This window comes from Methylobacterium sp. WL9, from assembly GCF_008040035.1.
GTDB lineage: Bacteria > Pseudomonadota > Alphaproteobacteria > Rhizobiales > Beijerinckiaceae > Methylobacterium > Methylobacterium thuringiense.
Window position 1 is genome coordinate 1 of record NZ_VRVE01000049.1, and the last position, 23,613, is coordinate 23,613.

Consider the following 23,613-nt stretch of genomic DNA (forward strand, 5'->3'; position numbering starts at 1 on the left):
GGTCGGGGGTGGGGGTGGTTCAGGATCGAGCGTCCCGGTGCCGTCTGCACCACCCCCACCTCCTACCTCCTCCCCACAAGGGGGAGGAGAGCGCCTTCATCGACCGAACCGATCGACCGGCAGCGGTGAGAGGTCGAGGACGGTCTTGCGAGATCGGGCGCCTCCCCCGCGAAAACTTGGTCAGCCGTCGAGAAATCAAGTCTTAACGCTGTTCTTCGGGATGAAAACCTGGGCCGAACCGTGCTCGGATTTCGCGCGGGCAAGCTCGACGGGGCTCTTGTTTATGGCAGTGCAACGGAACATATTTCAGCATGAGGCCCTTGCGAGGGGCCACAGGTATCGCGTGCGGCCGTCCATCCCACGCTGAGAAGGCTTCCAAAGGAAACTTTCATGGCATTCGAAAACTCTCCGTTCCGCCAGGGCGCCCAGCCCCAGGGCTATGCGGCGCCGCAGGTCGAGGTCGACCAGGGCCTGCGTAGCTTCATGCTCGGCGTCTACAACAACATGGTCGTCGGCCTCGGGATCTCCGGTCTCGTGGCGCTCGCCATCAACATGGCCGCCGTCGCGAGCTACCAGGGCTCCAAGCCCCTGCTGACGCCGTTCGGCCAGTTCCTCTACACCAGCCCCTTCAAGTGGGTGCTGATGTTCGCGCCGTTGGCCTTCATCTTCGTCTTCTCCTTCCGGATGGACCGGATGTCGGCCGCCTCCGCGCGGACGATGTTCTGGGCGTTCGCGGCGGTAATGGGCGCCTCGATGTCGACCCTGATGCTCGTGTTCACGGGCGCCAGCGTCGTGCGGGTGTTCTTCATCACCTCGGCCACCTTCGCGGGCATCAGCCTCTACGGCTACACCACGAAGAGCAGCCTCTCGGGCATGGGCTCGTTCCTGATCATGGGCCTGATCGGCATCATCATCGCCTCGGTCGTGAATATCTTCCTGGCCTCTTCGGCCCTGCAGTTCGCGATCTCGGTGCTCGGCGTGCTGATCTTCGCGGGCCTCACCGCCTACGACACGCAGAAGCTGAAGGAGATGTATCTCTACAGCGGCGCGGATGTCGAAGGCGCGGCTAAGATGTCCGTCAACGGCGCACTGACGCTGTACCTGGATTTCATCAACATGTTCCAGTTCCTGCTCTCCCTGCTCGGCGACCGTCGCTGATCCCTGCGAAGCAGCCAAACATCGAAAGGCCCCGGCAGCGCTGCCGGGGCCTTTTTCGTTCGTGAGGGATCGCACGCGGCGATCCGACATGAGCCGCTACTCTTTCATCATGACACGCGCGAAAGAACGGTCGAGCCCGCGGACCATCGTAGGCGCGGTGCGCAACGCTGCCGGCCTCCCCCTTATCCTGGCAGCACGGCGTGCGCTGATCGCCGCCGCCTGCCTCCTCGGCAGCGTCGACGCGGCTTCGGCCGACGATCCCGACGGCGATCGGATCCGGCGCATCGTCACCGACGTCATCCGTCCGCTCATGGCCGAGAACGCCATTCCGGGCATGGCGGTCGGGGTCGTGGTGGGGGGCCGCCGCCACGTGGTGAACCTCGGTGTCGCCAACAAGGAAACCGGCGGGACGGTCACCGGCGAGACGCTGTTCGAGCTTGGCTCGGTCAGCAAGACCTTCACGGCGACCCTCGCCGCCTACGCGCAGGCGACCGGCGCCCTGTCGTTCTCCGAGGCGGCCAGCAAGCATCTGCCGGCGCTCGCAGGCAGCGCCTTCGACGGTATCAGCCTGCTCGATCTCGGCACGTATACGGCCGGCGGCCTGCCCCTGCAGTTTCCCAACGCCGTGACCAGCCATGACGGGATGATCGCCTTCTACCGGGGCTGGCGACCGCGCTATGCCCCCGGCACGCACCGGCTCTACGCCAACACCAGTATCGGCCTGTTCGGCTTCATCGCCGCCGCGAGCATGGGCCGGCCCTTCGGCGAACTCCTGGAGGGCAAGCTGTTCCCGGCCCTTGGGCTGAGCAGCACCTTCGTGACGGTACCTCCGGCCCGCATGGGCGACTACGCCTACGGCTATGCGAAGGACGACAAGCCCGTCCGGGTGACGCCGGGCATGCTGGATTCCGAGGCCTACGGCATCAAGGCGACGGCCGGCGACATGCTCCGCTTCGTCGAAGCGAACATCGATCCCTCTGGACTGGACGACATGCTCGGACGCGCGATCCGCACGACGCAAACCGGCTATTTCAAGCTCGGAGGCATGGTGCAGGGCCTCGGCTGGGAGATGTACGCCGATCCGGCCGACCTCGACACGCTGCTCGTGGGCAACGCGGCTGGGGTGATCCTCGAAGCCAACCCGGTCGTGCGGCTCGATCCGCCACTGTCACCCAACCCCGGCATGCTGATCGACAAGACCGGCTCGACCAATGGCTTCGGCGCCTATTTCGCCTTCGTGCCGGCCAAGCGGATCGGGCTCGTCATGATGGCGAACCGGAACTATCCGATCCCAAACCGCGTAAAGGCCGCGCACAAAATCCTCTCGGCGCTGGACGGGCCGACGGACGCCGCCAGGGCTCCGTGAGCCCAGACCGCTCGTCATACATCCGTTCGGCTCTCGAGACACGACAGCGGTTCTGTCGGGAAAAATACAGGAACCGCCCGGTTGCGATCCGATTGATGCACATCGCCGGCCGGCAATCCCGAGGCGTCGGCGGCGGAGGGCGACAGGCTCTCGCCTTTTCCCAACCCTGCGCCCCATGCCTCGCTTTCACTTCAACATCTACGACGGCTACACCGCCCGCGACGACGCCGGCACCGAACTGGAGGATCACGAGGCCGCCCGCACGATGGCCATTCGCCTCGCGGGAGAACTCATGGTGGACGAAGGCCGCAGAACCAAGCTCGGCAACGAGTGGCGCCTGGAGGTCACGGACCATACCGGGCTCGTGCTGTACCGGATCGATTTCAGTATCGCGGAATCGTCCGCGGTGGCCAAAAGATGGGTCTAGCGGACATCGTACGGCCGGCGACTTGAAAGCAGCGGCGGCGCCGGAAGCGCGACCGGACGAGCGCCGGTCGCCACTTCTATCTCAGGCGTGAGCGAAGGTTCCGGTCCGCACTACGGCAGTGCGCCGGCCTTCTCCTTCACCTGGGTGATCGTGTCCTGGCAGGCCTTCTCGTCGCCGGCCTTGTCCTGGGCCTTGGCCGTGTCGAGGAGCTTACGGGCCTCCGCCACACCGCCGGCCGTGGACTGGGTGCTGGGATCGGAGGGCTTGCCGTCGGGAGCCTTGTCGAGCGCCTTGGGCGAGTTCGAAGACGTGGCACCGCCTGCGGGTTCCTTGCCCGTGACCTTCTCGGCACCAGCGCTGTCCAGACGCCGCTCGATCGTGCTGATGTCCTCCTTGCACGAAATGGCCAGGGCTGGCGCGGTCGTCGCGCCGAGCATGAGACAAGCCGGCAACAGGTAGGAAATCCGCATCGAACAACGCTCCAAAAGTCGGCTGCGACGGCAGCCGACGCGGCGAGGGAAGCTTTCGCGAGAGCCGGCGTTCCCCGATTGCGACGCATGGTCGTCGCATCGAAATGACGCAGCGATCGGCGGCGTCGGTGTCGCGGCCGATTGTTGTCGAGAACAGCGCGACTATTTTCGATGGACGCCGCCGAATTGCTCGGGGGCCGACCTCATCAGGACGTGACCATGCCGCTGCAGCGACATCTCGACGGCGGCTCGCATATTCTGTTGGACGACGGCACCGCGATCCGCTTCACCATGGCCGCAGGAGACCGGATGGTCACGGTGAACCTGCCGCTCTCCGTGATGCGCTCGGAATTCGGCGAGAGCCGGCTCGAACCGCTCGCCGATTTCGAGACGCTTCGGGAGGTGATCGAGGCGACGGCGAGCCAAGCCTACGATGCGGCCGACGAACCGGGCGACCGGATCGACCTCGCGGCTGCCAGTTTCAAGACGGAGGCTAGCCGGACCTACCTGCAGACCAAGGACGACTGAAACCCGTCCATCACGGCTCCCAGGGCGGTGCCGGCGAGGCCTCTGCCAGCTGGGCCTCGTGCGTGCCGATCGTGGCCTGGATCGCCCGCAGAGCATCCTGGACGCCCTGCCCGGACACGGAGGATAGCACCAGCGGCGTGCTCTTGCAGGCCCGCTTCAGCCGGGCTTTCTGCTCCTTCAGCGTCTCCGGATCGAGGGCGTCGCATTTGGAGAGCGCGACGAGTTCCGGCTTGTCGGCCAAGCCGTGGCCGTAGGCCTCGATCTCGCCGCGCACCATCTTGTAGGCCTTGCCGGCATGCTCGGAGGTGCCCTCGACAAGGTGCAGCAGCACGCGGCAGCGCTCGACATGGGCCAGGAACTTGTCGCCGAGGCCGACGCCCTCGTGCGCGCCCTCGATCAGGCCGGGAATGTCGGCGAGCACGAACTCGCGCTCGTCCGAGCGGACGACGCCGAGGCCCGGATGCAGGGTCGTGAACGGGTAGTCGGCGATCTTGGGCTTGGCGGCGGTGACGCTGGCCAGGAAGGTCGACTTGCCGGCGTTGGGCAGGCCGACGAGGCCCGCATCGGCGATGAGCTTGAGGCGCAGCCAGATCCACATCTCCGTGCCTTCGAGGCCCGGATTGGCGTGCTTCGGCGCGCGGTTGGTGGAAGTGGTGAAGTAGGCGTTGCCGAAGCCGCCGTTGCCACCTTTGGCGAGCCGCACACGCTGGCCGACCTGCGTGAGGTCCGCGATCAAGGTCTCGCCGTCCTCGGCGATGATCTGCGTACCCTCGGGGACCTTGAGCACCGTGTCCGCGCCCTTGGCCCCGTGGCAGTTCGAGCCCATGCCGTGCTCGCCCTTCTTGGCCTTGAAGTGCTGCTGGTAGCGGTAGTCGATCAGGGTGTTGAGGCCCTGGACGCATTCGACGAAGACGTCGCCGCCGCGCCCGCCGTCGCCGCCGTTCGGGCCGCCGAACTCGATGAACTTCTCGCGCCGGAACGCGACGCAGCCGCGCCCGCCGTCTCCGGAGCGGACATAGACCTTGGCTTCGTCGAGGAATTTCACGGCTGTTCTCGTTTCATACCAATGGCCATCCGGCCCGATCTTTCCAGTCGCTGGCCATTGGCAAGCGCGACTGCGCGTGGCCGCTCATGCGGCGGACGGCCCTCGAGGCGTGAGCATCGAGGGCCACTCACATTATGCTGTGCTGTGGCGGCACTTGCCGCCGAGGTTGCGGTACCGGACGCTGCGGAGGCCGGCCTCGAACCAGTTCGTGCCGGGCTTCGACGGGTCGTAATCGTAGACGTTGATCTGCAGGGCGTCGTCGGGCGAATGGATGACGGCCGGGCTCTCGCTACCGTCATAGGACCATTCCGGGCGCGGCGCGGTGGCCCCGCCGAAATCGTCCTGCGTTCCGTCCTGCTCGCGCTGGAAGATCTGCGCGTAGACGGGCTTCGGGCCACCCTCCTCGATCGTGAAATAAAAGCCCACCAGCGGCGTCCGGTCCGCGAAATTCGTGAACTCGCAATAAAGCGTCGGCACCGCGCCCTTCCTGGCGGCCGCCCCCGGCTTCGCGGCATCCGATAGGGCAGCCTCAGGCTTGGCGGCATCGGGAGCCGGCACGTCCCGATGCGGGCGAAGCGCGAACGCTGCAGCCGCCACCAGGGCGATGGCCGCAATCCCTACCCCGATGATGCCGAGCCGCCTCATCCGATCACCCGTCGCTCCGTGTGGCCGACCATCCGGCGCGTGTCAGCCGGAACAGGTCGACGTCGCGTTCGCCGCCGCGTGCGGGGAACGACTGCCGGGCCGAACCCTGCCGCACGAAGCCGCATTTCTCCAGCACCCGCCGCGAGGCCGCGTTGGACGTGATCGCCGCCGAGGTCAGTTCGGTCCCGCCCGCATAGGCGAAATAGGCGTTCACCAGCGTCTCCGCCGCCTCGCTCATCAGGCCCGCGCCCCAATGCGGAACGCCGAGCCAGTAGCCGAGATGCGGACCGGACGCGTCCGGATCGGCGTGGATCGAGACGATGCCGATCAGCGCGGTCGGTGCGGAGCGCAGGGCCAGCGCCATCGTCAGCGACTCGCCCTCCGCGTTTGCGCGCCGGGCCTCAATGACGAAGGAGTCGGTTCCGAGCGGCTCGATCGGATGCGGGATCCGCGCCGTCATCTCGGCGACCGCCTGCTCGCCGGCGAGCCGTACGATCGCCGCCGCGTCGCGGGCCCGCGGCCAGCGCAGCCAGAGCCGCCGGGTCTCGATGCGAAAGACGTCGTCTCGGGTCAGATCGGGGAACATCGCGTCCGCTCCTCGGGCGCCTCCGTGCGGAAGCCGCTCCCTGGAATGACGAAGGGGAGGATGGATCCCATCCTCCCCGGCGTTCCGATCTGCGCTGTCCGCGTCTCGCGTCGTGCGCCGGTCCGCCGGTTCGGTGTGGGACACCGGCGGGACGCGTTACGAGGCGTCCGCCGTTACTCTGCGGCGACCTGTACCGGTACCACCGCGACGAAGGCGCGACCGCGCTTCGTCTGGAACTCGACGCGGCCTTCGATCAGGGCGAACAGCGTGTGGTCCTTGCCCATGCCGACGTTGACGCCGGGATGCCACTTGGTGCCGCGCTGGCGCACGATGATGTTGCCCGGAATCACGGCTTCCGAGCCGAACTTCTTCACGCCGAGGCGCTGGCCGGCCGAGTCGCGGCCGTTGCGGGACGAGCCGCCTGCTTTTTTGTGAGCCATAGGGCTACTCCAGGATCTCTAAAGGGGTCTGCGAAAGGGCGATCAGGCGCTGGCGGGCGAGACGACCGCCGGAGCATCGCCCTCGGAGGAAGACGCCTTGGCCTTGCGCGGCTCGGCCTTCGTGGACTTGCCGCCGAAGCCGATCTCGGTGATCCGCACGGTGGTGAAGTGCTGGCGGTGGCCCCGCTTGCGGCGCGAGTTCTGCCGGCGGCGCTTCTTGAAGGCGATGACCTTCTTGGCACGGCCGTGATCGACGATCTCGCCGGAGACGGTGACGCCCTCGAGCAGCGGGGCGCCGACCTGGATGGCATCGCCGTCCGTGAACAGCAGGACCTCGCCGAAGTTGATGGCCGATCCGGCCTCGCCCTCGATCGTGGCGACGGTGATGACGTCGTTGGCGGCAACGCGATACTGCTTGCCGCCCGTCTTGATGACTGCGAACATCGTTGGCTCTCGTGTTCTCTGCCGGCCTCCCGCGCCGCGAAGCGCCTGGGCCGTCTTCTTGTTGAGGTCATCCGCAGCCCAAGGGCCGCGAACGCGAAACGCGCGGACTTCGTCGAGGAAGCCGCGCGCCGTGATGGGCGAATAGGGGGGAACCCGGCGGATGTCAATGAAGCGGCGCGACGCGCCGGCCCTATCCGCGACAGAAGGTGACGGCTGCGCGGGCACGGCTGAAAGGCCGACCTGGTCCCGTCAGCACACGGCGCCGATATTGCTCATCACGTCGACGGTGCGGCCAGTATAGGTCGCGCCAGTCGCGCTGATGTAGCTCATGAGCGCCTTCGGCAAGATCGATGTGTAGGTGGTCGTCAGCATCACTGCCGACCCGACGTCGTCGTCCCGCAGGATGTTCTTTGCCGAAGCGATGATTTTGGTGTCGGTCAACGTCGTGTCGGTTCCAGAGCAGGGCTTGATCGTGCCGCTCTGGTTCTGGATCATGTACAACTTAATCGCCGCGTTCGGGTAGCGCACCAGCGCGTTCGCTTGGCGCGGTGAGTAGCTGTTGATCAGCGCCGACATGCAACTCGAATTCGGGCAGGTCGCCATCGCGTGTGCGATCAGCGTCGAGGCCCGATCGGCGTCGCGCTTGGCGCTCACCATGAAGACGAGATCGAAGCCGCCGGCGAATAGCAGCAGCAGCACGGTACTCAGCAGGGCGAATTCGATGGACGCAAGGCCCGACTGCTCGGTGCGGAAGCGTCGAAAGTGCAAACGCATGCGCTGAAGTCCTAGCAGTTCGTGGCACTGTCTTCGACCCCGTCTCGACAGGACCGGAGCTTTTAATGTCTTTCGCGACACCGAACTGGTGCCGTAGCGCGTGGCTCGCCCGACGGCGCGGAGTTGCGCCCGACCGCACAGCGATCCTACCGGCGGCTAGAGCCGTATCCGACCTGATTGCATCAGGCCGGCGGCTCTAGGCTGTTGTTATGACGCGCTTTCTTTCGACCGACCGGTATCCACTCGGTCGGAAAGCGCTCTAAGGGCGACGGAATATCACCGAATCCTTCGCCGTCAGTTGCGGGATGAACGCGACGACCTGCGGCGCCGGCATCGTCGCCCGCAAGACCAAGACGTCGCCGCTCGCACCGGGAAGGAAGTCGGACCCGGTGATTGCCGTGGTTGCCGTCGGCAGGGCGTCCAGCCGCATCATCTCGATTTTGATGCCCGTCAGCAAATTGAGGCAGTCCGTCTGGAATGGCATTTTGGCGCACACTCGAGCTCTGTATCCCGACCTATCCCCTGAGATCAGCTCGCTTTCAGGGTTCGAGGCGCTGCTATACAATGCGTCGCTAAGCGTTTGCTGGGTATAGTTCAGGAAGACAAACTGTAGTACACCGAGGCAAAGGATCAGGAAAGGAAACAAGACTAGCGCAAATTCGACAGCAGACGCACCCCGTTCGTCATGCCGGACAGTTCGAATATTGATTTGTATATTTTTTTTAATATGCGCTAGTTTTTTACTGCTCTTATGATTAGCACCACTCTGAAAAAGGGTGTCTTTTTGCAAATGACACTCCGAAGGAACCAGCATCACCGATACTCCTGAGCAGCAAGATTTTGCAAAATCATGGGCAGGCGTTTCTGCATATCCGGATATAGTCAATTAAACCACCGTAACTATCATCACGTCCGGCCGCCCGCCAGGAAACTCTATAATTTTGCTGCTTTGTGACAGTAAATCGATAAGACCGCTCGGTCCATACTTTAGACCAGACGCATACATCAACCATGTATTTCTGCATGTAAGACGCATTCGATGTAGCCGTTAAGCTCTGGCTGTCGGACAAGTAGCCGCTACTTTCTGGCTCGACCCACAGCTCGATTCGGCGAGTTTGATAATCCAGAGAGGTGGTACTCACCCCTGCAGCGTTCTTCGCTACATCGGAATTTCGAGTTAATCCATCTGTACCCGGAACACTTGAACAAATAACGCTATCATTATATTCGTAAACACCTGGAATATTTTTACGTGCATTATATACATACCGAACTTCGTAAACGCCCACTTTAAGATCGTTAAAAGGCATATTGATTGACGAGTTAGTTGTTTGCCCATTTGCACTACAGGCGGCTTTTTGAGGATCGGTGACTGCGCCGATCCGCTGATCTGCAGTGCAATCACTGTCTAGCTCAGCAAACTGCTGACCGTATTGCACGCCGTCGCCCGTTTCAATAGCCGACAATTGGTCGATTTCGACGCCAGCATTTGTAGTACCAAATTTACCTGGGCACGCAGAACCCACGCAGTTCGCTTTTCCGAGCGTTCCGTACAGCGCCCAGCCGTTCTTAACGGCGTAATCTTCGAATGACTCGGACATGAGCAGGGTCGGCGGGCCAGGTGATGCGTTCGCCGTCACAGTGCAGTCACGTGTCACCGTGAACGTTAAGCTGTTCTTACTGAGGAAATTCTTGAACACGAGATCGACCGTACCGGTCGCGACGACATGGATGTTACCGGGACGGAGATTGAGCAGGGGCGTTCCGAGGGCCGTCTTCGACACGGTCGGCGTCGCCGCAATCTGTGCCGTGTCGGTCAGCGCACGCTCGACTAGGTTCATGGTCCCGTAGTCCCGTACTTTCATGGAATAATCCAGCGGCATGACGGGGCCGGGCAAGCTCTCGACATAAACCTCCGCCTGGCGGCAAGCGAGGTCGGCGGCCGAGGTCAGCCGCTGCTTGTAGTCGACCGCACGCGACACCTCGATGCCGCCACCGACGCCGACCATCAGCGCGGGCAGCATCAGCGCGAACAGCAGCGCGACGCTGCCCGACTGGTCCTTGGTGAACATGGGATGCGGTCCCGAAAGCGGTCTTGTCCGCTCCGGTGAGTATCGGGTCTCGGTAAAGAATCACTATTTCAGATGCCACACGGCGTGCGGGCACCCGGCTTCTTCCGAGCAGAGATAATGAAGCTTTAAGCCATTCTGCGAAATCTCGGATCGGCGTCGCTTCAACGCCTTGCGCCGGCGCCCGAATTCGTAGCGCCCGGCTTCCCGGACGACGCGGGCCGGTCCCGGGTTCGACACCGCGCGTCACGGCGTCTGGAGACGGCCTACCGCTTGGTCAGGCCGCCCAGCACATTCCGAAGAATCGCATTGCCGACCTGGGTGCCGACAGTGCGCGCCATCGAGCGGGCGGCGTTGCCGATCACCTGCTCGGTGAGAGACGGCTTGGCACGTCCCCTCCCCTTCGGAGTTTCCTTCGCGGAGGAACCGCCGCCGAACAGGCCGCCGAGGCTGGAGAGCAGCCCGCCCAGTCCGCCCTCGGACTGATGCGCGGCCTCGGCCGTCTCGCCGTCGAGGTTCTTGCGGGCGGCCAGCATCTCGTAGGCGCTCTCGCGGTCGATCGCCTCGTCGTACTTGCCGCGGATCGTGCTCTTGGCGATCAGGTCGGCGCGCTCCGTCGGCGTCAGCGGCCCGACGCGGGCTTGGGGCGGCGCGATCAGCGCCCGCTCGACCATCGAGGGCGTGCCCTTGGCCTCGAGGAACGAGACCAGGGCCTCGCCGACGGCAAGCTCGGTGATGGCCTTCGAGACGTCGAAATCCGGGTTCTGCCGAAACGTCTCGGCGGCGGCGCGCACGGCGCGCTGGTCGCGCGGAGTGAAGGCGCGCAGCGCATGCTGCACCCGGTTGCCGAGCTGGCCGAGCACGGTCTCCGGCACGTCGAGGGGGTTCTGGGTGACGAAGTAGACGCCGACACCCTTCGAGCGGATCAGGCGCACCACCTGCTCCACGGCGTCGAGCAGCGGCTTCGGGGCGTCGGAAAACAGCAGGTGCGCCTCGTCGAAGAAGAATACGAGCTTCGGTTTGTCGAGGTCGCCGACCTCGGGAAGCTGCTCGAACAGCTCGGAGAGCATCCAGAGCAGGAACGAGGCGTAGAGGCGCGGACGCTGCATCAGCTTGTCGGCGGCGAGGATGTTGATCACGCCGCGCCCGTCGCGGTCGGTGCGCATGAAGTCGTGCAGATCGAGCGCCGGCTCGCCGAGAAACTTGTCGGCGCCCTGGTTCTCCAGCACGAGCAGCGCCCGCTGGATCGCGCCGATCGAGGCGGCGGAGACGTTGCCGTACTTGGCGCCGAGTTCCTTGGAGTTCTCGGAGAGGAAGGTCAGCAGCGAGCGCAGGTCCTTCAGGTCGATCACCGGCCACTGATTCTCGTCGGCGACTCGGAAGGCGATGTTGAGCACGCCCTCCTGGGTGTCGTTGAGTTCGAGCAGCCGTCCGAGCAGCAGAGGCCCCATCTCGGTGACGGTGCAGCGGATCGGGTGGCCCTGGTCGCCGAACAGGTCCCAGAAGGTGACGGGGAAGCGGTCGGGCTCGTAGGTGATGCCGAGTTCCTCGGCGCGTTTGACGAAGTGCGGTTTCGCCTCGCCGGCCGCGGCGAGCCCAGAGAGATCGCCCTTGATGTCGGCGGCGAAGACCGGGACGCCGGCATTGGAGAACCCCTCGGCCAACACCTGCAGCGTCACCGTCTTGCCGGTGCCGGTGGCGCCTGCGACGAGGCCGTGCCGGTTGGCGAGCTTGAGCGCCAGCACCTCCGGCTTTGGGGTCTTGCCCGTGCTCTTGCCGACCAGGATCGTGCCGTCGCCCGCCATGCCGTGCATTCCTTCTCGATAGGACCTCACTCTACTCCGGGAGCGCGGCCGTTTTCCAGGCTCGGCGGCGAGGCCGGATCGCCGTGGCCTTGATTTCAGCGTTCGCCCGTCGGAAGGACGGGCCGAAACGAGGAGAGGACACCCCATGGACGAGCTGATTGCCCGCATCACCACCCGCACGGGCGTCGATGCCGAGACCGCCAAGGCCGCGATCGGGCACATCCTCGCCTTCCTGCAGAAGGAGGGTCCGCCCGAGGACGTGGCGCAGCTTCTGGCCAAGCTGCCGGGCGCCGATGCGGCCATCGCCGAATCGAATGCCGAAGAGGGCGGCGGCGGGTTGCTCGGCATGCTCGGCGGCATGGGCGGCGGCGTCATGGCGCTGGGCCAGAAGCTGATGTCGTCCGGCGTCTCGATGGGCCAGATGCAGCCGCTCGGCCAGGAGCTCTTCGCCTATGGCCGCGAAAAGGCCGGCGAGGACACCATGGGCCGCATCATCGGCGCGATCCCGAGTGTGAGCCAGTTCGTGTGAGGCGAAGAAAAACCCTCTCTCCTCTGCGGGAGAGGGTTTTCGCAGCGACCAGGCTGCCCCTAACCCCCTGGCATCCTTAGCCGGTTTCGTTCGACGGCTACGAATGTGACGGCCTGGGCCGAACCCACACAAGCAACGGTGTCTGACCCTTAAACCCCTGTCCCGCCACGCCTTCCGATGTCATAAAAGCGTGCGCCCTTCGTGATGATGTGCGCCGGTCAAGGCCGGATCGGCCTCGCGGGGCAGGCTCAACGATGGTGCCGAACTTTTCCGGGCGTGACGCGTCCGCGGCGTGGAAGACCGGCTGGGAGACGCACGTCCAGGCGCCCCTCGCCCGCTTCAAGCAAACCTTCGAGGGCGGCATTCCTGGCCTCGCGCTGCCGGGCGGCGCGCCGATCCTGCTGAAATCGCGGATGCCGAAACCGGCACCGGACTTCGGCCCGAGCCTCGGCCGCATCGGCAGCCTCGAAGTGCGGCTCGCGACGAAGAAGTCCGAGATCCGACGGGCGCAACGCCTGCGCTACAAGGTGTTCTACGAGGAGATGTCGGCGATCCCCTCGGGGCTCGCGATGCTGAAGCGGCGCGACATCGACGCCTACGATCCGATCTGCGACCACCTCCTCGTAATCGACCACGCGGCGGTGAAGGCCAAACCCTTCCGCAAGCCGCGGCCGAAGGTGGTCGGCACCTACCGGCTGCTGCGCGGAGACCGGGCCGAGGGCGGCGCCGGCTTCTACAGCGCGGGCGAGTTCGACATCGGGCCCCTGCTCGACCGTCACCCGGGTAAGCGCTTTCTCGAACTCGGCCGCTCCTGCGTGCTCAAGCCCTACCGCACCAAGCGGACGGTCGAGCTGCTCTGGCACGGCATCTGGGCCTACGTGCTGCACCACCGCATCGACGCGATGCTCGGCTGCGCCAGCCTCGAAGGCACCGATCCGGACCGGCTCGCCCTCCAACTCAGCTTCCTCCACCACCATGCCCGCGCCCCCGAAGCGTGGCGGGCGCGGGCCGTCTCCGATCGCTTCGTCGCGATGGACAGGCTCGCACCCGAGGCGGTGAACCCGAAGGTGGCGCTCCAGAGCCTGCCGCCCTTGATGAAGGGCTACCTGCGCATCGGCGCGACCTTCGGCGACGGCGCGGTGATCGACCGCCAGTTCGGCACCATCGACGTCTTCGTGGTGCTGCCGGTGGCGGCCATCGCCGCCCGCTACATCGGCCATTTCGGCGCGGAGGCGGACCGGCACGCGGCCTGACGGGCAGGCCCCGCGTCCAGGCAAAGGGGGTTGCAAGGTGCGATAGCGCCCTCGACACCCGGCGCCATCGCGCCGATGTGACGGCCCTGCCGTCGGCGCCAGCACACGCCGCGCCCGTCCGAAAACCCCCGACATGTCGATGCTCGCCCCTTCCCCGCCATCCGACCGCGACCGCTTCACCGCGATCGCCGCCGCGATCACATGTGTCGCCGTGGTCGGGATCGGCCTCAGCCTGTCGATCCCGCTGCTCTCGCTCGAGATGGAGCGGATGGGCGCCTCCGGCGCGATGATCGGCCTCAACACGGCGGTGGGCGGATTTGCCAGCATCCTCACGGTGCCGTTCGTGCCGCGGCTCGCCGCGCGGGTCGGCGTGTTGCCGCTCCTGCTGTTCTCGATCGGGCTCGGGGCGGCGCTGCTCGTCGGCTTCAAGGTCTTCTACGACCTCGCCTGGTGGTTTCCGCTCCGCTTCTTCTTCTCGGCGACGCTCGGAGCGCTGTTCGTACTGTCCGAGTTCTGGATCACCCAGGCGGCTGCCCCGGCGCGCCGTGGGCTGGTGATGGGCATCTACGCCACCGTGCTGGCGCTCGGCTTCGCCATCGGACCGGGGCTGCTGGTGCTGCTCGGGACGGAAGGGTTCGCGCCGTATCTCGCCGGCGCCGCCCTGTTCGTCGTGGCGGCCCTGCCGATCGTGCTGGCGCGTGGCGTCTCGCCGACGATCTCGCGTGAGGGCGGAAGCGTGCGCTTCCTCGCCTATCTCCGGCTCGCACCGGCGGCGACGCTGGCCGCCTTCATCTACGGCGCCGTCGAGACCGGGGGCTTCGCGATCCTGCCGCTCTACGGGCTCAAGGTCGGGTTCGATGCGCAGACCGCCGCCGGCCTCGTCAGCGCGGTGGCGCTCGGCAACGTTCTCTTTGCGATCCCCGTGGGCTGGCTCGCCGACCGGACCGATCGTGGGCTTGTGCTGCTTGCGGCGAGCATCGTCGGCGCGCTCGGTGCGGCGCTGATCCCGGCGGCGAGCGCATCGCTGCCGGTGCTGGTCGGGCTGCTCTTCCTCTGGGGCGGCGTCGCCGGCACGCTCTATACCGTAGGCCTCGCCCATCTCGGGGCGAGCGTGCGCGGACCGGATCTCGCCGGCGCCAACGCGGCCTTCGTCGTGCTCTACAGCGCCGGCCTCATGATCGGGCCGCCGATGATCGGGGCCGGCATGGACCTCGTCGTGCCGCAGGGCTTCGCCTGGACGCTGTTCGCGATGTTCGCGGCCTATGCCGTCATCGTCGGCGTCAACATCCTGCGCGGCCGGCCGGAAGCCGATCGGCCTGCGCCGCCGGAACAGGTCGAGCGGCTTCTCCGTTGAAGACGTGAAAGCTGCACCGTTCGCGGCGTCACGGATTTCTACGGAGTACAGCCATGAGCCTCATCGGACGCATCGTCACCAAGATCCTCGGCAACGAGAACCGCCAGGTCGTACGCGACGACCGCAACGCCAGTTCGAGCACGCCGCTCGGCCGCCTAGTTACCAAGATCCTGGGCAAGTAGTTCTTCGGCGTTCACGCCCGCCGCTGACGAAAAGATCCTGCCGCTTCCGCCCACGCGGAAGCGGTTTTCTTCGTGTCCGTCAGTGGACGACGGAGGCTTCGAGAACCGTGGACGGCGCGCCGGGGACGGAGTGCTGCCAGAAGCGGCCGGTTTTCCCCTTCTCGTAGCCGGCATCGTAGAGGTTGCGCATGTAGGCGGTGTCGAAGCCGCGCCCCGCCGTAGCGGTCGGCCCGGTCTCGTCGATATAGGTCAGGTTGAAGCCGATGCCGCTTCTGCGGCTCACCGTCTCGGTCGCCGACAGCGTCGCCCGGGTGCGGGCACGGCTTGCGGTCGTGAACGAGCGTCCGGTGATGGCGAGCGTGTTGTTCTGGGTGACGTCGAATTCCGGCTCGAGCCGCCCGTTGATCACCACGTAGATGTCCGCCTGGCCGCGTCCGGCGCGTGTGCGCGGCAGGAACCCCTGCGGCAGGGTGAAGACCGGGATCACCACTGAGCCGTCGACATGCATCTCCTGGAAGGTGCGGCCCTCGGCCTGGACGTCCACGAGCTGCGGCGGGAACACGGCCGGGACGCTCGCCGAGGCGGTCAGCACGTCGCGGAACAGGTCGGCGGCGTTCGGCGCGCCGCTGGCGGCGATGGCGCCCATATTCCAGATCACGGCGCGCTGCTGATCGAGATTCGTCGTCACGACGTAGAGGCGGCGGCCCTTGGCGTGCTCGGCGGCGACGGCCGCGAGAAGGTCCGGCGTGACGTAGCGCCCGATGATCTCCCGCAGCTTGCCGTCGCCGAACAGGCCGGAGCCGAACAGCACGTTGGTGATGCTCGGCGCCTGGACCAGGGATTCGGCGATGCCGCTCGTGTAGAAGTCCGTGAGGTAGCCGTCATAGCCCGAGCCGAGGAACGCGAAGGGCGCGATCAGCGCGCCGGTCGAGACGCCGGAAACGATGGCGAAGTCCGGCCGCTTACCGGACGCGCTCCAGCCGTTCAGCACGCCCGCGCCATAGGCCCCGTCGCCGCCGCCGCCCGAGAGCGCGAGATAATTGAAACCGTTGCGGCGCCCCTCAGGCCGCTCCGCGATCGTCGCGATCTCGGAGGCCGTGGCATCGGCGTAGGCCCGCACCGGCCCCATACCGGGCAACGTGGCGAGCGAGGCCTGCTGCGCCGTGTAGGGTGTCCGGGGTAGCGACGAACACGCCGCGACCCCGAAGACGAGCGCGAGCCCGGCGACGGCGCGAAGGACCCTCAGACGGGACGGGAACGGCATGGCGAAAAATGTCCGGACCAATGGCTCAGCTTCCACGAAACGAGCTTGGCCGTTTCTCGTTCCTTCATAAGCTTGGCTATTTCGAGGCCTCGGCTGCACATGCGAGCTCCTGTTGCATTCCGGCCTCATCTCAGGCCGACCCCGTGGATACCGCAGCACTCACGGAACGTGGGTTAAGCCCTTCGAATCAACATATGTTTGCCATGCTTGAGCGTCAGGGAACGGCGGAAGGTGCGGCCGGATACGAGGGACGCCCCGGAACCTCTGGGGGAAGGGCCCTCGCATGCTCAACGGACCGGCGCTCCTGCGCGTCTTCCTGGTGGTCATCGCCGCAGCTGTCCTGACTGGGCTCGTCCAGCACTACTGGATCCTCGACAACAGCCCGCCGGAGGCATCGGCCGTCGCCCCGCGCCCCTCTGCCAGGAATACATCCGTGCGCAGGGCCGATCCGCCTTCGGCCCGGCCGCCTGCCCCCGCGCCGCAACCGGCGTCCCCGCCGGAGCCGGCGCCGAGCCCGCAACCCGCGCCAAGTGCTCTACCCGCGCCAAGTGCCCAACCCGCACCGAGTCCGGCAATGCGGACGCCAGACCCGGCCGTCGTCGCGTCCCCTGAAACGCCGTCCTCGGCCTTCGCGCCCAATCCCCCTCCGGTTCGGCCGCCGCCACAGGCTCCTGCATCACCGATGCCGGCCGCCGACCGGCCGGAAGCCGGCGAGGCTGAGATCGCTGCAGCCGAAGCGGCAGACCCGCCCGCGGTGGATCTCGCCGACCTCAACACCGGCTCGCTCGCCGAGCTCAACGGCCTGAAGGGCGGCGGCGCCATCGGTCGCGCGATCATCCAGCATCGCCCCTACGCATCGACGGACCAGTTGCTGTCGAAGCGCGTGCTCAGCCGCGCGATCTACCAGCGCATCAAGGACCAGGTGACGGTCCGCTAGGGCGTCGCCCTGGATATTGCATCGATGACGAGGCTCCAAATTGTTGTGCCGCATCGGCTTTCCCGAAAACCGGAGGCCCCTTTCCGGGCCGAAGCGCGAACGCATTCGCATCGCCCACGCTCTGGTGCACGGCCTCCCGACTTCGTAAGAAGGACGGGGCAGAGATCTGAGAGTTGAGGCACCCCATGCAGACCACAGCCGGCGCGCCGACCCTGCGCTCGGACCTGGGCGTCGAGGAGACGAGCGAATCCGACAACATCGTCCGGTGGGACGGCGATCGCCTCTACGTGGAGCACGACGTCTACCACAACGGACAGCTCGTCCATCGCAAGTACCGCCGTACCGTCACCGAGCCGGTCGCCCGCGCCCTCCAGGCGATCATCAACCGCGCGCAGCAATGACCCGAGACTGCGCATGAGGGCGTCCCGCGCCGTCGTCCTTGCCGGCCTGCTGCTGGCGCCCCTGCCGGCGACGGCCCAGGTCAGCGTCACGTTCGTCGATCCCGAGCGCTACACCGATGCCGAGAGCCGTTTCGGATCCGGCCTCACCCTGCGTGTCACCCTGGCCGAGATCCGGCGGTTGTTCACGGAACTCGGCGACCGCGTGCTCCGGCCGGGCGAGAGCCTCGCCATCACCGTGCTCGACATCGACCTCGCGGGCTACCAACGTCCCGGCCTGGCCGGTCCCGACGGCCTGCGCATCGTATCGGATGTCGGGCCGCCGCGGTTCCGCCTGCGCTACGTCCTCAAGGAGCGCGGGCGCACCGTGCTCTCGGCGGACGAGACGGTGAGCGACATCAACTTCCTCTCGCGCTATGCCCGCAGCCTCGGCGGCAGCGCATTCACCTACGAGCGAGAGCTGATACGCGACTGGCTCCAGACCCGCATCGCCGGGCGCCAGCAGCCGCGCGGCTGAGCCCTCTCCATCCCGCCTCCGGACCGCCTTTTGAAACGCATCGCGCATATTTCGGACCTGCATTTCGGCTGCACGAACCCCGAAGTGGTCGACGGGCTGGTCGCGGAACTGAACGCGGACCGGCCGGACCTGATCATCGCGTCCGGCGACTTCACCATGCGCTCGCGGCGGGCCGAATACGTGCAGGCGCGCGCCTTCCTCGACCGGCTCGTCTCGCCCTGGATCGGCGTGCCAGGCAACCACGACATCGCCTATTTCGCGCTGCCGACCCGATTCTTCCGGCCGTTCCGGCGCTACCGGCGCTTCATCGACGCGCGAACCGAACCGACCTTCGTCGACGACGAGATCGGCGTCGTCTGCCTGAACACCGTACGCAGCTGGGCATGGGATGCGGACTGGTCGCAGGGCCGGCTGAGTCACGACCAGATCGCACGGGCGGAAGCGCGGCTCGCGGCCTTTCCGGACAACGTCTTCCGCATCGTCGTCGGCCATCACCCCTTCATCGCGCCGCCCTGGAACGCCAAGGCCCGGCGCGTCGGACGGGCCGACACGGCGCTGGCCGCGTTCCAACGGCAACGGGTCGGCCTGACGCTCGCCGGACATCTCCACCGCCACTATTCGCGCTTCGTCGAAGGCAGCGATGTGCGCACCGATGCCTGCGATGCTGCGTCCGGACACCGCCTGCTCGCCGTCCAAGCCGGCTCCGCCACCTCGACGCGCCTGCGCGGCATGGAGCCGAACGCCTATAACCGCATCGTCGTCGAGAACGGCGCCGCGACGGTGACCGTACGGCTCTGGAACGGAACGGCTTGGGAAGACGCTGCCCTGACCCCCGAGGGGCTATGACCCGGCGGCCGACGAGAGTTCCGACACCACCGAGAAATCCGGGCCGTTCGCAACGGCGGAGAACGCGCCGGGCACGGTCATGGCGCAGGATCGGCGGCATGCCCTCGGTAAAGTCTGGAACTGCTCCGATTCGCCTGTCATTTCATGAGGGCCGAGTTGTAGCGCGCGTAAGCCGACACCCATGAATCCTGTCGCCCTCGCCACGATGGCGATCATCATGATCGGCTTCGCAGCCGCGCTGCTCTACGCGCTGAGTTCCGGGACGACTTGGTTCGTCGCCCTGCTTGCGATCCTGGCCGTCGCCCTGTTCGTGAGGTGGCGATAGGGTACCGCGCGATGCGGTCGCGGCGACCCTCCTTCCAAGCTGCACGCGGCTTTGAGGCGCCTCGGCCCTGTGTTAACGAGACGCCGACTTCCCCGCTCCGCCGTCATCGCGACCGGCCTACCACCGGACGCGCCGGACGGGACGACGACCCCTGAAACCAGGACACGACATTCAGCCGATGCCGCCTGACGCGACCACCCCATCGGATCACGATAACGCCTCCGCCGAGGGCACGGGCGCGCCGGCGCGCGCCTCGCGCTATTCCTACGAGGAGTTGCTGGCCTGCGGGCGCGGCGAGCTGTTCGGGGCCGGCAACGCGCAGCTGCCGCTGCCGCCGATGCTGATGTTCGACCGCATCACCTCGATCGGCACCGAGGGCGGCGCCTACGAAAAGGGCCACGTGCTCGCCGAGTTCGACATCCGGCCGGACCTCTGGTTCTTCCCCTGCCACTTTAAGGGTGACCCGGTGATGCCGGGCTGCCTCGGCCTCGATGCCCTCTGGCAGCTCGTCGGGTTCTTCCTCGGATGGTCCGGCGCCCCCGGACGCGGCCGGGCGCTCGGCGTCGGCGAGGTCAAGTTTTCCGAGCAGGTGCTGCCGACCGTGAAGAAGGTCGTCTACGGCATCGACATCCGCCGGATGCGCACCGGCAAGCTCGTCCTCGGCATCGCCGATGGCTGGCTCGAAGCCGACGGGCGGCGTATCTACGAGGCGAAGGATCTGCGCGTCGCCCTGTTCCAGTCCTGAACAGCTGGGCCGTATGGGTGTCCTGCTGTTGAGATTGGGCGCGCATCATCCTAGGTGACGTCTCGCGGCGCGGTTCGAAGCGCCGCGGCGGAGAAGCCAGGCCATCATGCGGCGCGTCGTGATCACCGGGATGGGCATCGTCTCATCCATCGGCAACAATACCCAGGAGGTGCTGGCCTCCCTGCGCGAGGCGCGCTCCGGCATCGCCCGCGACGCCTCCTATGCGGAGTACGGATTCCGCAGCCAGGTCTCGGGGGCTCCGAACCTCGATGCCGAGTCGCTGGTCGACCGGCGTGCCATGCGCTTCCACGGCGGCGGCACCGCCTGGAACCACGTCGCCATGGACCAGGCCATCCGCGATGCGGGGCTGGAGGCCGGAGACGTCTCGAACGACCGCACCGGCATCGTTATGGGCTCCGGCGGCCCCTCGACCCGCGTCATCGTCGAATCCGCAGCGATCGCGCGCGAAAAGGGACCGAAGCGGGTCGGCCCCTTCGCCGTTCCGAAGGCGATGTCCTCGACCGCCTCCGCGACGCTCGCGACGTGGTTCAAGATCCGCGGCGTGAACTATTCGATCTCCTCCGCCTGCGCGACCTCGAACCATTGCATCGGCAACGCCTCCGAGATCATCGCGGCGGGTCGTCAGGACGTCATCTTCGCCGGCGGCTGCGAGGACCTCGACTGGACGCTGTCCGTCCTGTTCGACGCCATGGGCGCGATGTCCTCGAAGTACAACGACACGCCCGCCCGTGCCTCGCGCGCCTACGACAAGAACCGCGACGGCTTCGTCATCGCCGGGGGCGCCGGCGTGCTGGTTCTGGAAGAGCTGGAGCATGCCAAGGCACGCGGCGCCCGCATCTACGGCGAGATCGCCGGCTACGGTGCGACCTCGGACGGGCACGACATGGTCGCCCCGTCCGGTGAAGGCGCGATGCGCTGCATGCGACAGGCGCTGGAAACCGTGAAGGGCGCGAAGATCGACTATATCAACCCGCACGCCACCTCGACGCCCGTCGGCGACGACAAGGAGATCGAGGCGATCCGCGAGGTTTTCGGCCGCGGCGACGCCTGTCCGCCGATTTCGGCGACCAAATCGCTCACCGGCCATTCCCTCGGCGCCACCGGCGTTCAGGAGGCGATCTACTCGCTGCTGATGATGAACAACGGCTTCATCTGCGAGAGCGCCCATATCGACGAACTCGATCCGGCCTTCGCCGACATGCCGATCCTCCGGCAGCGTCGCGACGGCGTGGAGCTCGGCCACGTGATGTCGAATTCCTTCGGTTTCGGCGGCACCAATGCGACGCTGATCCTCAAGAACGTCGACGCCTGAGGGACGGTTGTCGAGAATTGTTCGCTCGGGACGCGACGTAATCTCTCGCATCTGCGGCCATTCATCTCGCGATTGCGAGATGAATGGCCAAGGTTACATCGCCGGACCGGCAATCGCCGCTGCGGAACTGCTCCTGCCGACTTGCGTTGAGCTTGCGGATAACAGGACGACACCGCTCATGGTCTGGATCGCGTTCATCACGTTCGGAGGCTTGGCCCTGGCGACCGGTGCAGCCGTGATTGCCAAGCAGAGCCTGATTGAGGATGCCGAGTCGGCAACCAAGGGTTACTTTTAAGCGCTCCGTTTCCAGGCAGCGTATCTGGCTTGAGCCCCGTCACGTGACCGAGGTCGAGGCGGGGCTTTTGTTTGTCCGGAACTCTCGCACGTGGACAGGGCTGCCGCCCGCACGCTAAGCGTCCCCCTTCAGGATCGGGTTTCGAGCCCGGCGAGCGTGCAGGTCGGGCAAGGCAGCGTCTCATGACAGGTCTGATGAAGGGTAAGCGCGGCCTCGTCATGGGGGTCGCGAACAACCATTCCATCGCCTGGGGCATCTCCCAGGCCCTCCATGCCCAGGGCGCCGAGCTCGCCTTCACCTATCAGGGCGATGCCCTGGGAAAGCGCGTGGCTCCGCTCGCCGCCTCGATCGGCTCCGGGATCGTGTTGCCCTGCGATGTGGAGGACATCGCCTCGGTCGACGCCACCTTCGCCGCCCTCGACGAGCGTTTCGACGGCCAGCTCGATTTCGTTGTCCACGCCATCGGCTTCTCGGACAAGACCCAGCTCAAGGGCCGCTACGTCGACGTCACGACGCGTGAGAACTTCGCGCGGACGATGACGATTTCGTGCTTCTCCTTCACCGAGATCGCGCAGCGCGCAGCCAAGCGCATGAAGAACGGCGGCTCGCTCCTCACGCTGACTTATGGCGGCTCGACCCGCGTCATGCCGAACTACAACGTCATGGGCGTGGCCAAGGCGGCCCTCGAGGCTTCCGTGCGCTACCTCGCCATGGACCTCGGGCCGGACCGCATCCGCGTGAACGCCCTCTCCGCCGGACCGATGCGCACGCTGGCCGGCGCCGGCATCGCCGACGCCCGCCTGATGTTCAACCACCAGAAGGCGCATGCGCCGCTGCGGCGCACGGTGACCCTCGACGATATCGGCGGCTCGGCCCTCTACCTGCTCTCGGACCTCTCCAGCGGCGTCACCGGCGAGGTCCACTTCGTCGATTCGGGCTACAACATCATCTCGATGCCGCGGCCCGACGTGTTGCAGGCGCAAGACGAGGCCGGCGTGATGGGCGATCATTAGAGCATCGACCCGACGAGCGGTCGCTGTTTTTCCGCATATCCGATGCAACTCGGCAACGCCGAGTCCTATCGTGGATACAATATCCAAGGTGACACCCTAGGATTCGAGTAGATCCAAGGCTTTGTGCGCGCTGGCGTTTCGTGACGCAAAGCTATCGTCGTAAGATTAAGGCTGCGATAGCGTGCTTGTCGTAGCTCTCGGAGACATATCAGCCCCCCTCAACAATCTTCGCACCTGTGCTCGGCCTGCAGCAGACTCACCCCCATGCCGAGTTGATACTCGGCGCGGAAAGAGGGGGAAACGATGCGCAAGAATCTCATTTCGGCCTTGATCCTTGCCTGCCTCGCGTCCGGCTGCGCGTCGATGAATACGCGTGATCCAAGTCCGGGTCTTGGCAATGCGTTGTCCCGCGATCCCAACCAATCGAAGTCGTGTTACGGCGGCCCCGTCTACGTGCCCTGCTAGGGTATCGGACCCGAAGCGACCGCCGGCTTTCGGAAAAGCCGACGCAAAACGGGAACTTGGAGCGTCATCCTGAAAGCGAGATCACGGATGACGACCGAAGCGCGCGCATCGCCACCGCTCAATGGCCGGCGGTTTGAGGCTCGTCGCGGACCGGCAGCGGGATCGTGCGCACCGGCTTGCGAACGACGTCGGCGAGAGTACCGGGCGTGCCCGGCTGCACCGTGGCCGGGGCGGAATCCGGCGGGTCGATCGCCCGAACGGGCGTCCCGGCAAGCGCGCCACCGATAGCCACGCCGAAGGCCAGCACCAGGAGCGCCATCGGGCGGGTGCCCGGATGCGGACGGATGGTCGGTTCGCGCGCACTTTGCTGCATCGTCGCCTCCTGCCCCCGGACACGCCG

Annotated in this window: 28 protein-coding genes and 1 pseudogene; 17 read left to right on the forward strand and 12 right to left on the reverse strand. The window is 66.2% G+C overall.

Annotated elements, in window-relative coordinates; all coding sequences use genetic code 11:
• Positions 1 to 390: 390 nt before the first annotated feature.
• From FV217_RS14435 to FV217_RS14445, 3 genes are all read left to right on the forward strand, one after another.
• Entirely contained in the window at positions 391 to 1,158 is a 768-nt protein-coding gene (locus tag FV217_RS14435) for a Bax inhibitor-1/YccA family protein (RefSeq protein WP_147817877.1), read from the forward strand.
• 88 nt (positions 1,159 to 1,246) lie between these two features.
• Positions 1,247 to 2,524 (forward strand): class C beta-lactamase, encoded by a 1,278-nt coding sequence (ampC, locus tag FV217_RS14440; protein WP_246682791.1) that lies wholly within the window; start codon positions 1,247 to 1,249, stop codon positions 2,522 to 2,524.
• 175 nt (positions 2,525 to 2,699) lie between these two features.
• A complete protein-coding gene (locus FV217_RS14445) occupies positions 2,700 to 2,951 on the forward strand; it encodes a hypothetical protein (protein WP_147817878.1) in 252 nt (83 codons plus the stop codon).
• A gap of 110 nt (positions 2,952 to 3,061) precedes the next feature.
• Here FV217_RS14445 and FV217_RS14450 read toward each other — a convergent pair whose 3' ends face one another.
• A complete protein-coding gene (locus FV217_RS14450; protein WP_147817879.1) occupies positions 3,062 to 3,421 on the reverse strand; it encodes a hypothetical protein in 360 nt (119 codons plus the stop codon).
• Positions 3,422 to 3,640: 219 nt separating this feature from the next.
• Between FV217_RS14450 and FV217_RS14455 the strand changes: the two genes are divergently transcribed.
• The gene (locus tag FV217_RS14455; protein WP_147817880.1) at positions 3,641 to 3,949 is read left to right on the forward strand and encodes a hypothetical protein; all 309 of its coding nucleotides are present in this window, start codon (positions 3,641 to 3,643) and stop codon (positions 3,947 to 3,949) included.
• A gap of 10 nt (positions 3,950 to 3,959) precedes the next feature.
• Here FV217_RS14455 and obgE read toward each other — a convergent pair whose 3' ends face one another.
• The 9 genes and pseudogenes from obgE to FV217_RS14500 all read right to left on the reverse strand — a co-directional run bounded on the left by obgE (position 3,960) and on the right by FV217_RS14500 (position 11,757).
• Positions 3,960 to 4,994: a GTPase ObgE gene (gene obgE / locus FV217_RS14460; RefSeq protein ID WP_147817881.1), complete on the reverse strand. Its 1,035-nt coding sequence runs from the start codon at positions 4,992 to 4,994 to the stop codon at positions 3,960 to 3,962.
• A 132-nt stretch (positions 4,995 to 5,126) separates the two neighbouring features.
• Positions 5,127 to 5,639, reverse strand: coding sequence for a hypothetical protein (locus FV217_RS14465; RefSeq protein ID WP_147817882.1), 513 nt, complete (start codon positions 5,637 to 5,639; stop codon positions 5,127 to 5,129).
• 4 nt (positions 5,640 to 5,643) lie between these two features.
• Entirely contained in the window at positions 5,644 to 6,225 is a 582-nt protein-coding gene (locus tag FV217_RS14470; protein ID WP_147817883.1) for a GNAT family N-acetyltransferase, read from the reverse strand.
• Positions 6,226 to 6,398: 173 nt separating this feature from the next.
• Positions 6,399 to 6,665: a 50S ribosomal protein L27 gene (gene rpmA, locus FV217_RS14475; protein WP_147817884.1), complete on the reverse strand. Its 267-nt coding sequence runs from the start codon at positions 6,663 to 6,665 to the stop codon at positions 6,399 to 6,401.
• Between the two features lie 141 nt (positions 6,666 to 6,806).
• A pseudogene (rplU, locus tag FV217_RS14480) lies at positions 6,807 to 7,109 on the reverse strand (50S ribosomal protein L21); the annotation flags it as partial.
• Between the two features lie 249 nt (positions 7,110 to 7,358).
• Positions 7,359 to 7,883: a TadE/TadG family type IV pilus assembly protein gene (locus FV217_RS14485; RefSeq protein WP_147817886.1), complete on the reverse strand. Its 525-nt coding sequence runs from the start codon at positions 7,881 to 7,883 to the stop codon at positions 7,359 to 7,361.
• 259 nt (positions 7,884 to 8,142) lie between these two features.
• The gene (locus FV217_RS14490; protein WP_147817887.1) at positions 8,143 to 8,697 is read right to left on the reverse strand and encodes a TadE family protein; all 555 of its coding nucleotides are present in this window, start codon (positions 8,695 to 8,697) and stop codon (positions 8,143 to 8,145) included.
• 34 nt (positions 8,698 to 8,731) lie between these two features.
• The gene (locus FV217_RS14495) at positions 8,732 to 9,955 is read right to left on the reverse strand and encodes a TadE/TadG family type IV pilus assembly protein (protein ID WP_147817888.1); all 1,224 of its coding nucleotides are present in this window, start codon (positions 9,953 to 9,955) and stop codon (positions 8,732 to 8,734) included.
• A gap of 263 nt (positions 9,956 to 10,218) precedes the next feature.
• Positions 10,219 to 11,757, reverse strand: coding sequence for a helicase HerA-like domain-containing protein (locus FV217_RS14500; protein WP_147817889.1), 1,539 nt, complete (start codon positions 11,755 to 11,757; stop codon positions 10,219 to 10,221).
• Positions 11,758 to 11,902: 145 nt separating this feature from the next.
• On the opposite strand from FV217_RS14500, the gene FV217_RS14505 reads away from it, so the two are divergent.
• From FV217_RS14505 to FV217_RS14520, 4 genes are all read left to right on the forward strand, one after another.
• Positions 11,903 to 12,286, forward strand: coding sequence for a DUF2267 domain-containing protein (locus FV217_RS14505; RefSeq protein WP_147817890.1), 384 nt, complete (start codon positions 11,903 to 11,905; stop codon positions 12,284 to 12,286).
• Between the two features lie 254 nt (positions 12,287 to 12,540).
• A complete protein-coding gene (locus FV217_RS14510; RefSeq protein WP_147817891.1) occupies positions 12,541 to 13,539 on the forward strand; it encodes a GNAT family N-acyltransferase in 999 nt (332 codons plus the stop codon).
• Positions 13,540 to 13,678: 139 nt separating this feature from the next.
• A complete protein-coding gene (locus tag FV217_RS14515) occupies positions 13,679 to 14,893 on the forward strand; it encodes an MFS transporter (protein ID WP_147817892.1) in 1,215 nt (404 codons plus the stop codon).
• 53 nt (positions 14,894 to 14,946) lie between these two features.
• Positions 14,947 to 15,075 carry a TFIIS helical bundle-like domain containing protein gene (locus FV217_RS14520; protein WP_147817893.1) on the forward strand — a complete coding sequence of 43 codons (129 nt, stop codon included), beginning with the start codon at positions 14,947 to 14,949 and terminating at the stop codon, positions 15,073 to 15,075.
• 79 nt (positions 15,076 to 15,154) lie between these two features.
• On the opposite strand, the gene FV217_RS14525 is transcribed toward FV217_RS14520, so the two are convergent.
• On the reverse strand, positions 15,155 to 16,339 hold the full coding sequence (locus FV217_RS14525) for a patatin-like phospholipase family protein (protein WP_147817894.1): 1,185 nt from the start codon (positions 16,337 to 16,339) through the stop codon (positions 15,155 to 15,157).
• Between the two features lie 682 nt (positions 16,340 to 17,021).
• Between FV217_RS14525 and FV217_RS23765 the strand changes: the two genes are divergently transcribed.
• The 9 genes from FV217_RS23765 (at position 17,022) to fabI (ending at position 22,748) form a co-directional block, all read left to right on the forward strand.
• The gene (locus tag FV217_RS23765) at positions 17,022 to 17,276 is read left to right on the forward strand and encodes a helix-hairpin-helix domain-containing protein (protein WP_348641964.1); all 255 of its coding nucleotides are present in this window, start codon (positions 17,022 to 17,024) and stop codon (positions 17,274 to 17,276) included.
• 185 nt (positions 17,277 to 17,461) lie between these two features.
• A complete protein-coding gene (locus FV217_RS14535) occupies positions 17,462 to 17,677 on the forward strand; it encodes a hypothetical protein (RefSeq protein WP_147077164.1) in 216 nt (71 codons plus the stop codon).
• A 13-nt stretch (positions 17,678 to 17,690) separates the two neighbouring features.
• Positions 17,691 to 18,191: a DUF3016 domain-containing protein gene (locus tag FV217_RS14540; RefSeq protein WP_147817896.1), complete on the forward strand. Its 501-nt coding sequence runs from the start codon at positions 17,691 to 17,693 to the stop codon at positions 18,189 to 18,191.
• 30 nt (positions 18,192 to 18,221) lie between these two features.
• Positions 18,222 to 19,037 (forward strand): metallophosphoesterase, encoded by an 816-nt coding sequence (locus FV217_RS14545; RefSeq protein ID WP_147817897.1) that lies wholly within the window; start codon positions 18,222 to 18,224, stop codon positions 19,035 to 19,037.
• Positions 19,038 to 19,218: 181 nt separating this feature from the next.
• On the forward strand, positions 19,219 to 19,362 hold the full coding sequence (locus FV217_RS22920; RefSeq protein ID WP_187272570.1) for a hypothetical protein: 144 nt from the start codon (positions 19,219 to 19,221) through the stop codon (positions 19,360 to 19,362).
• A gap of 178 nt (positions 19,363 to 19,540) precedes the next feature.
• Positions 19,541 to 20,107 (forward strand): 3-hydroxyacyl-[acyl-carrier-protein] dehydratase FabA, encoded by a 567-nt coding sequence (gene fabA, locus FV217_RS14550; RefSeq protein ID WP_147817898.1) that lies wholly within the window; start codon positions 19,541 to 19,543, stop codon positions 20,105 to 20,107.
• Between the two features lie 106 nt (positions 20,108 to 20,213).
• Positions 20,214 to 21,440: a beta-ketoacyl-ACP synthase I gene (fabB, locus tag FV217_RS14555; protein ID WP_147817899.1), complete on the forward strand. Its 1,227-nt coding sequence runs from the start codon at positions 20,214 to 20,216 to the stop codon at positions 21,438 to 21,440.
• Positions 21,441 to 21,519: 79 nt separating this feature from the next.
• Positions 21,520 to 21,735 (forward strand): hypothetical protein, encoded by a 216-nt coding sequence (locus tag FV217_RS14560; RefSeq protein ID WP_147817900.1) that lies wholly within the window; start codon positions 21,520 to 21,522, stop codon positions 21,733 to 21,735.
• A gap of 182 nt (positions 21,736 to 21,917) precedes the next feature.
• Positions 21,918 to 22,748 (forward strand): enoyl-ACP reductase FabI, encoded by an 831-nt coding sequence (fabI, locus tag FV217_RS14565; RefSeq protein WP_147817901.1) that lies wholly within the window; start codon positions 21,918 to 21,920, stop codon positions 22,746 to 22,748.
• A gap of 583 nt (positions 22,749 to 23,331) precedes the next feature.
• On the opposite strand, the gene FV217_RS14570 is transcribed toward fabI, so the two are convergent.
• The gene (locus FV217_RS14570; protein ID WP_147817902.1) at positions 23,332 to 23,586 is read right to left on the reverse strand and encodes a hypothetical protein; all 255 of its coding nucleotides are present in this window, start codon (positions 23,584 to 23,586) and stop codon (positions 23,332 to 23,334) included.
• Between the last annotated feature and the right edge of the window lie 27 nt (positions 23,587 to 23,613).

Bases quoted from the DNA above. Each gene is read 5' to 3' on its own strand.
- FV217_RS14500 (WP_147817889.1), bottom strand. From the start codon at position 11,757: ATGGCGGGCGACGGCACGATCCTGGTCGGCAAGAGCACGGGCAAGACC.
- FV217_RS14490 (WP_147817887.1), bottom strand. From the start codon at position 8,697: ATGCTGGTTCCTTCGGAGTGTCATTTGCAAAAAGACACCCTTTTTCAG.
- FV217_RS14465 (WP_147817882.1), bottom strand. From the start codon at position 5,639: ATGAGGCGGCTCGGCATCATCGGGGTAGGGATTGCGGCCATCGCCCTG.
- FV217_RS14505 (WP_147817890.1), top strand. From the start codon at position 11,903: ATGGACGAGCTGATTGCCCGCATCACCACCCGCACGGGCGTCGATGCC.
- FV217_RS22920 (WP_187272570.1), top strand. From the start codon at position 19,219: ATGAATCCTGTCGCCCTCGCCACGATGGCGATCATCATGATCGGCTTC.
- FV217_RS14570 (WP_147817902.1), bottom strand. From the start codon at position 23,586: ATGCAGCAAAGTGCGCGCGAACCGACCATCCGTCCGCATCCGGGCACC.
- FV217_RS14470 (WP_147817883.1), bottom strand. From the start codon at position 6,225: ATGTTCCCCGATCTGACCCGAGACGACGTCTTTCGCATCGAGACCCGG.
- fabA (WP_147817898.1), top strand. From the start codon at position 19,541: ATGCCGCCTGACGCGACCACCCCATCGGATCACGATAACGCCTCCGCC.
- FV217_RS14445 (WP_147817878.1), top strand. From the start codon at position 2,700: ATGCCTCGCTTTCACTTCAACATCTACGACGGCTACACCGCCCGCGAC.
- FV217_RS14535 (WP_147077164.1), top strand. From the start codon at position 17,462: ATGCAGACCACAGCCGGCGCGCCGACCCTGCGCTCGGACCTGGGCGTC.
- FV217_RS14495 (WP_147817888.1), bottom strand. From the start codon at position 9,955: ATGTTCACCAAGGACCAGTCGGGCAGCGTCGCGCTGCTGTTCGCGCTG.
- fabB (WP_147817899.1), top strand. From the start codon at position 20,214: ATGCGGCGCGTCGTGATCACCGGGATGGGCATCGTCTCATCCATCGGC.
- FV217_RS14510 (WP_147817891.1), top strand. From the start codon at position 12,541: ATGGTGCCGAACTTTTCCGGGCGTGACGCGTCCGCGGCGTGGAAGACC.
- rpmA (WP_147817884.1), bottom strand. From the start codon at position 6,665: ATGGCTCACAAAAAAGCAGGCGGCTCGTCCCGCAACGGCCGCGACTCG.
- FV217_RS14515 (WP_147817892.1), top strand. From the start codon at position 13,679: ATGCTCGCCCCTTCCCCGCCATCCGACCGCGACCGCTTCACCGCGATC.
- fabI (WP_147817901.1), top strand. From the start codon at position 21,918: ATGACAGGTCTGATGAAGGGTAAGCGCGGCCTCGTCATGGGGGTCGCG.
- FV217_RS23765 (WP_348641964.1), top strand. From the start codon at position 17,022: ATGCCGGCCGCCGACCGGCCGGAAGCCGGCGAGGCTGAGATCGCTGCA.
- FV217_RS14450 (WP_147817879.1), bottom strand. From the start codon at position 3,421: ATGCGGATTTCCTACCTGTTGCCGGCTTGTCTCATGCTCGGCGCGACG.
- FV217_RS14435 (WP_147817877.1), top strand. From the start codon at position 391: ATGGCATTCGAAAACTCTCCGTTCCGCCAGGGCGCCCAGCCCCAGGGC.
- FV217_RS14560 (WP_147817900.1), top strand. From the start codon at position 21,520: ATGAATGGCCAAGGTTACATCGCCGGACCGGCAATCGCCGCTGCGGAA.
- FV217_RS14520 (WP_147817893.1), top strand. From the start codon at position 14,947: ATGAGCCTCATCGGACGCATCGTCACCAAGATCCTCGGCAACGAGAAC.
- ampC (WP_246682791.1), top strand. From the start codon at position 1,247: ATGAGCCGCTACTCTTTCATCATGACACGCGCGAAAGAACGGTCGAGC.
- FV217_RS14540 (WP_147817896.1), top strand. From the start codon at position 17,691: ATGAGGGCGTCCCGCGCCGTCGTCCTTGCCGGCCTGCTGCTGGCGCCC.
- FV217_RS14485 (WP_147817886.1), bottom strand. From the start codon at position 7,883: ATGCGTTTGCACTTTCGACGCTTCCGCACCGAGCAGTCGGGCCTTGCG.
- FV217_RS14455 (WP_147817880.1), top strand. From the start codon at position 3,641: ATGCCGCTGCAGCGACATCTCGACGGCGGCTCGCATATTCTGTTGGAC.
- FV217_RS14525 (WP_147817894.1), bottom strand. From the start codon at position 16,339: ATGCCGTTCCCGTCCCGTCTGAGGGTCCTTCGCGCCGTCGCCGGGCTC.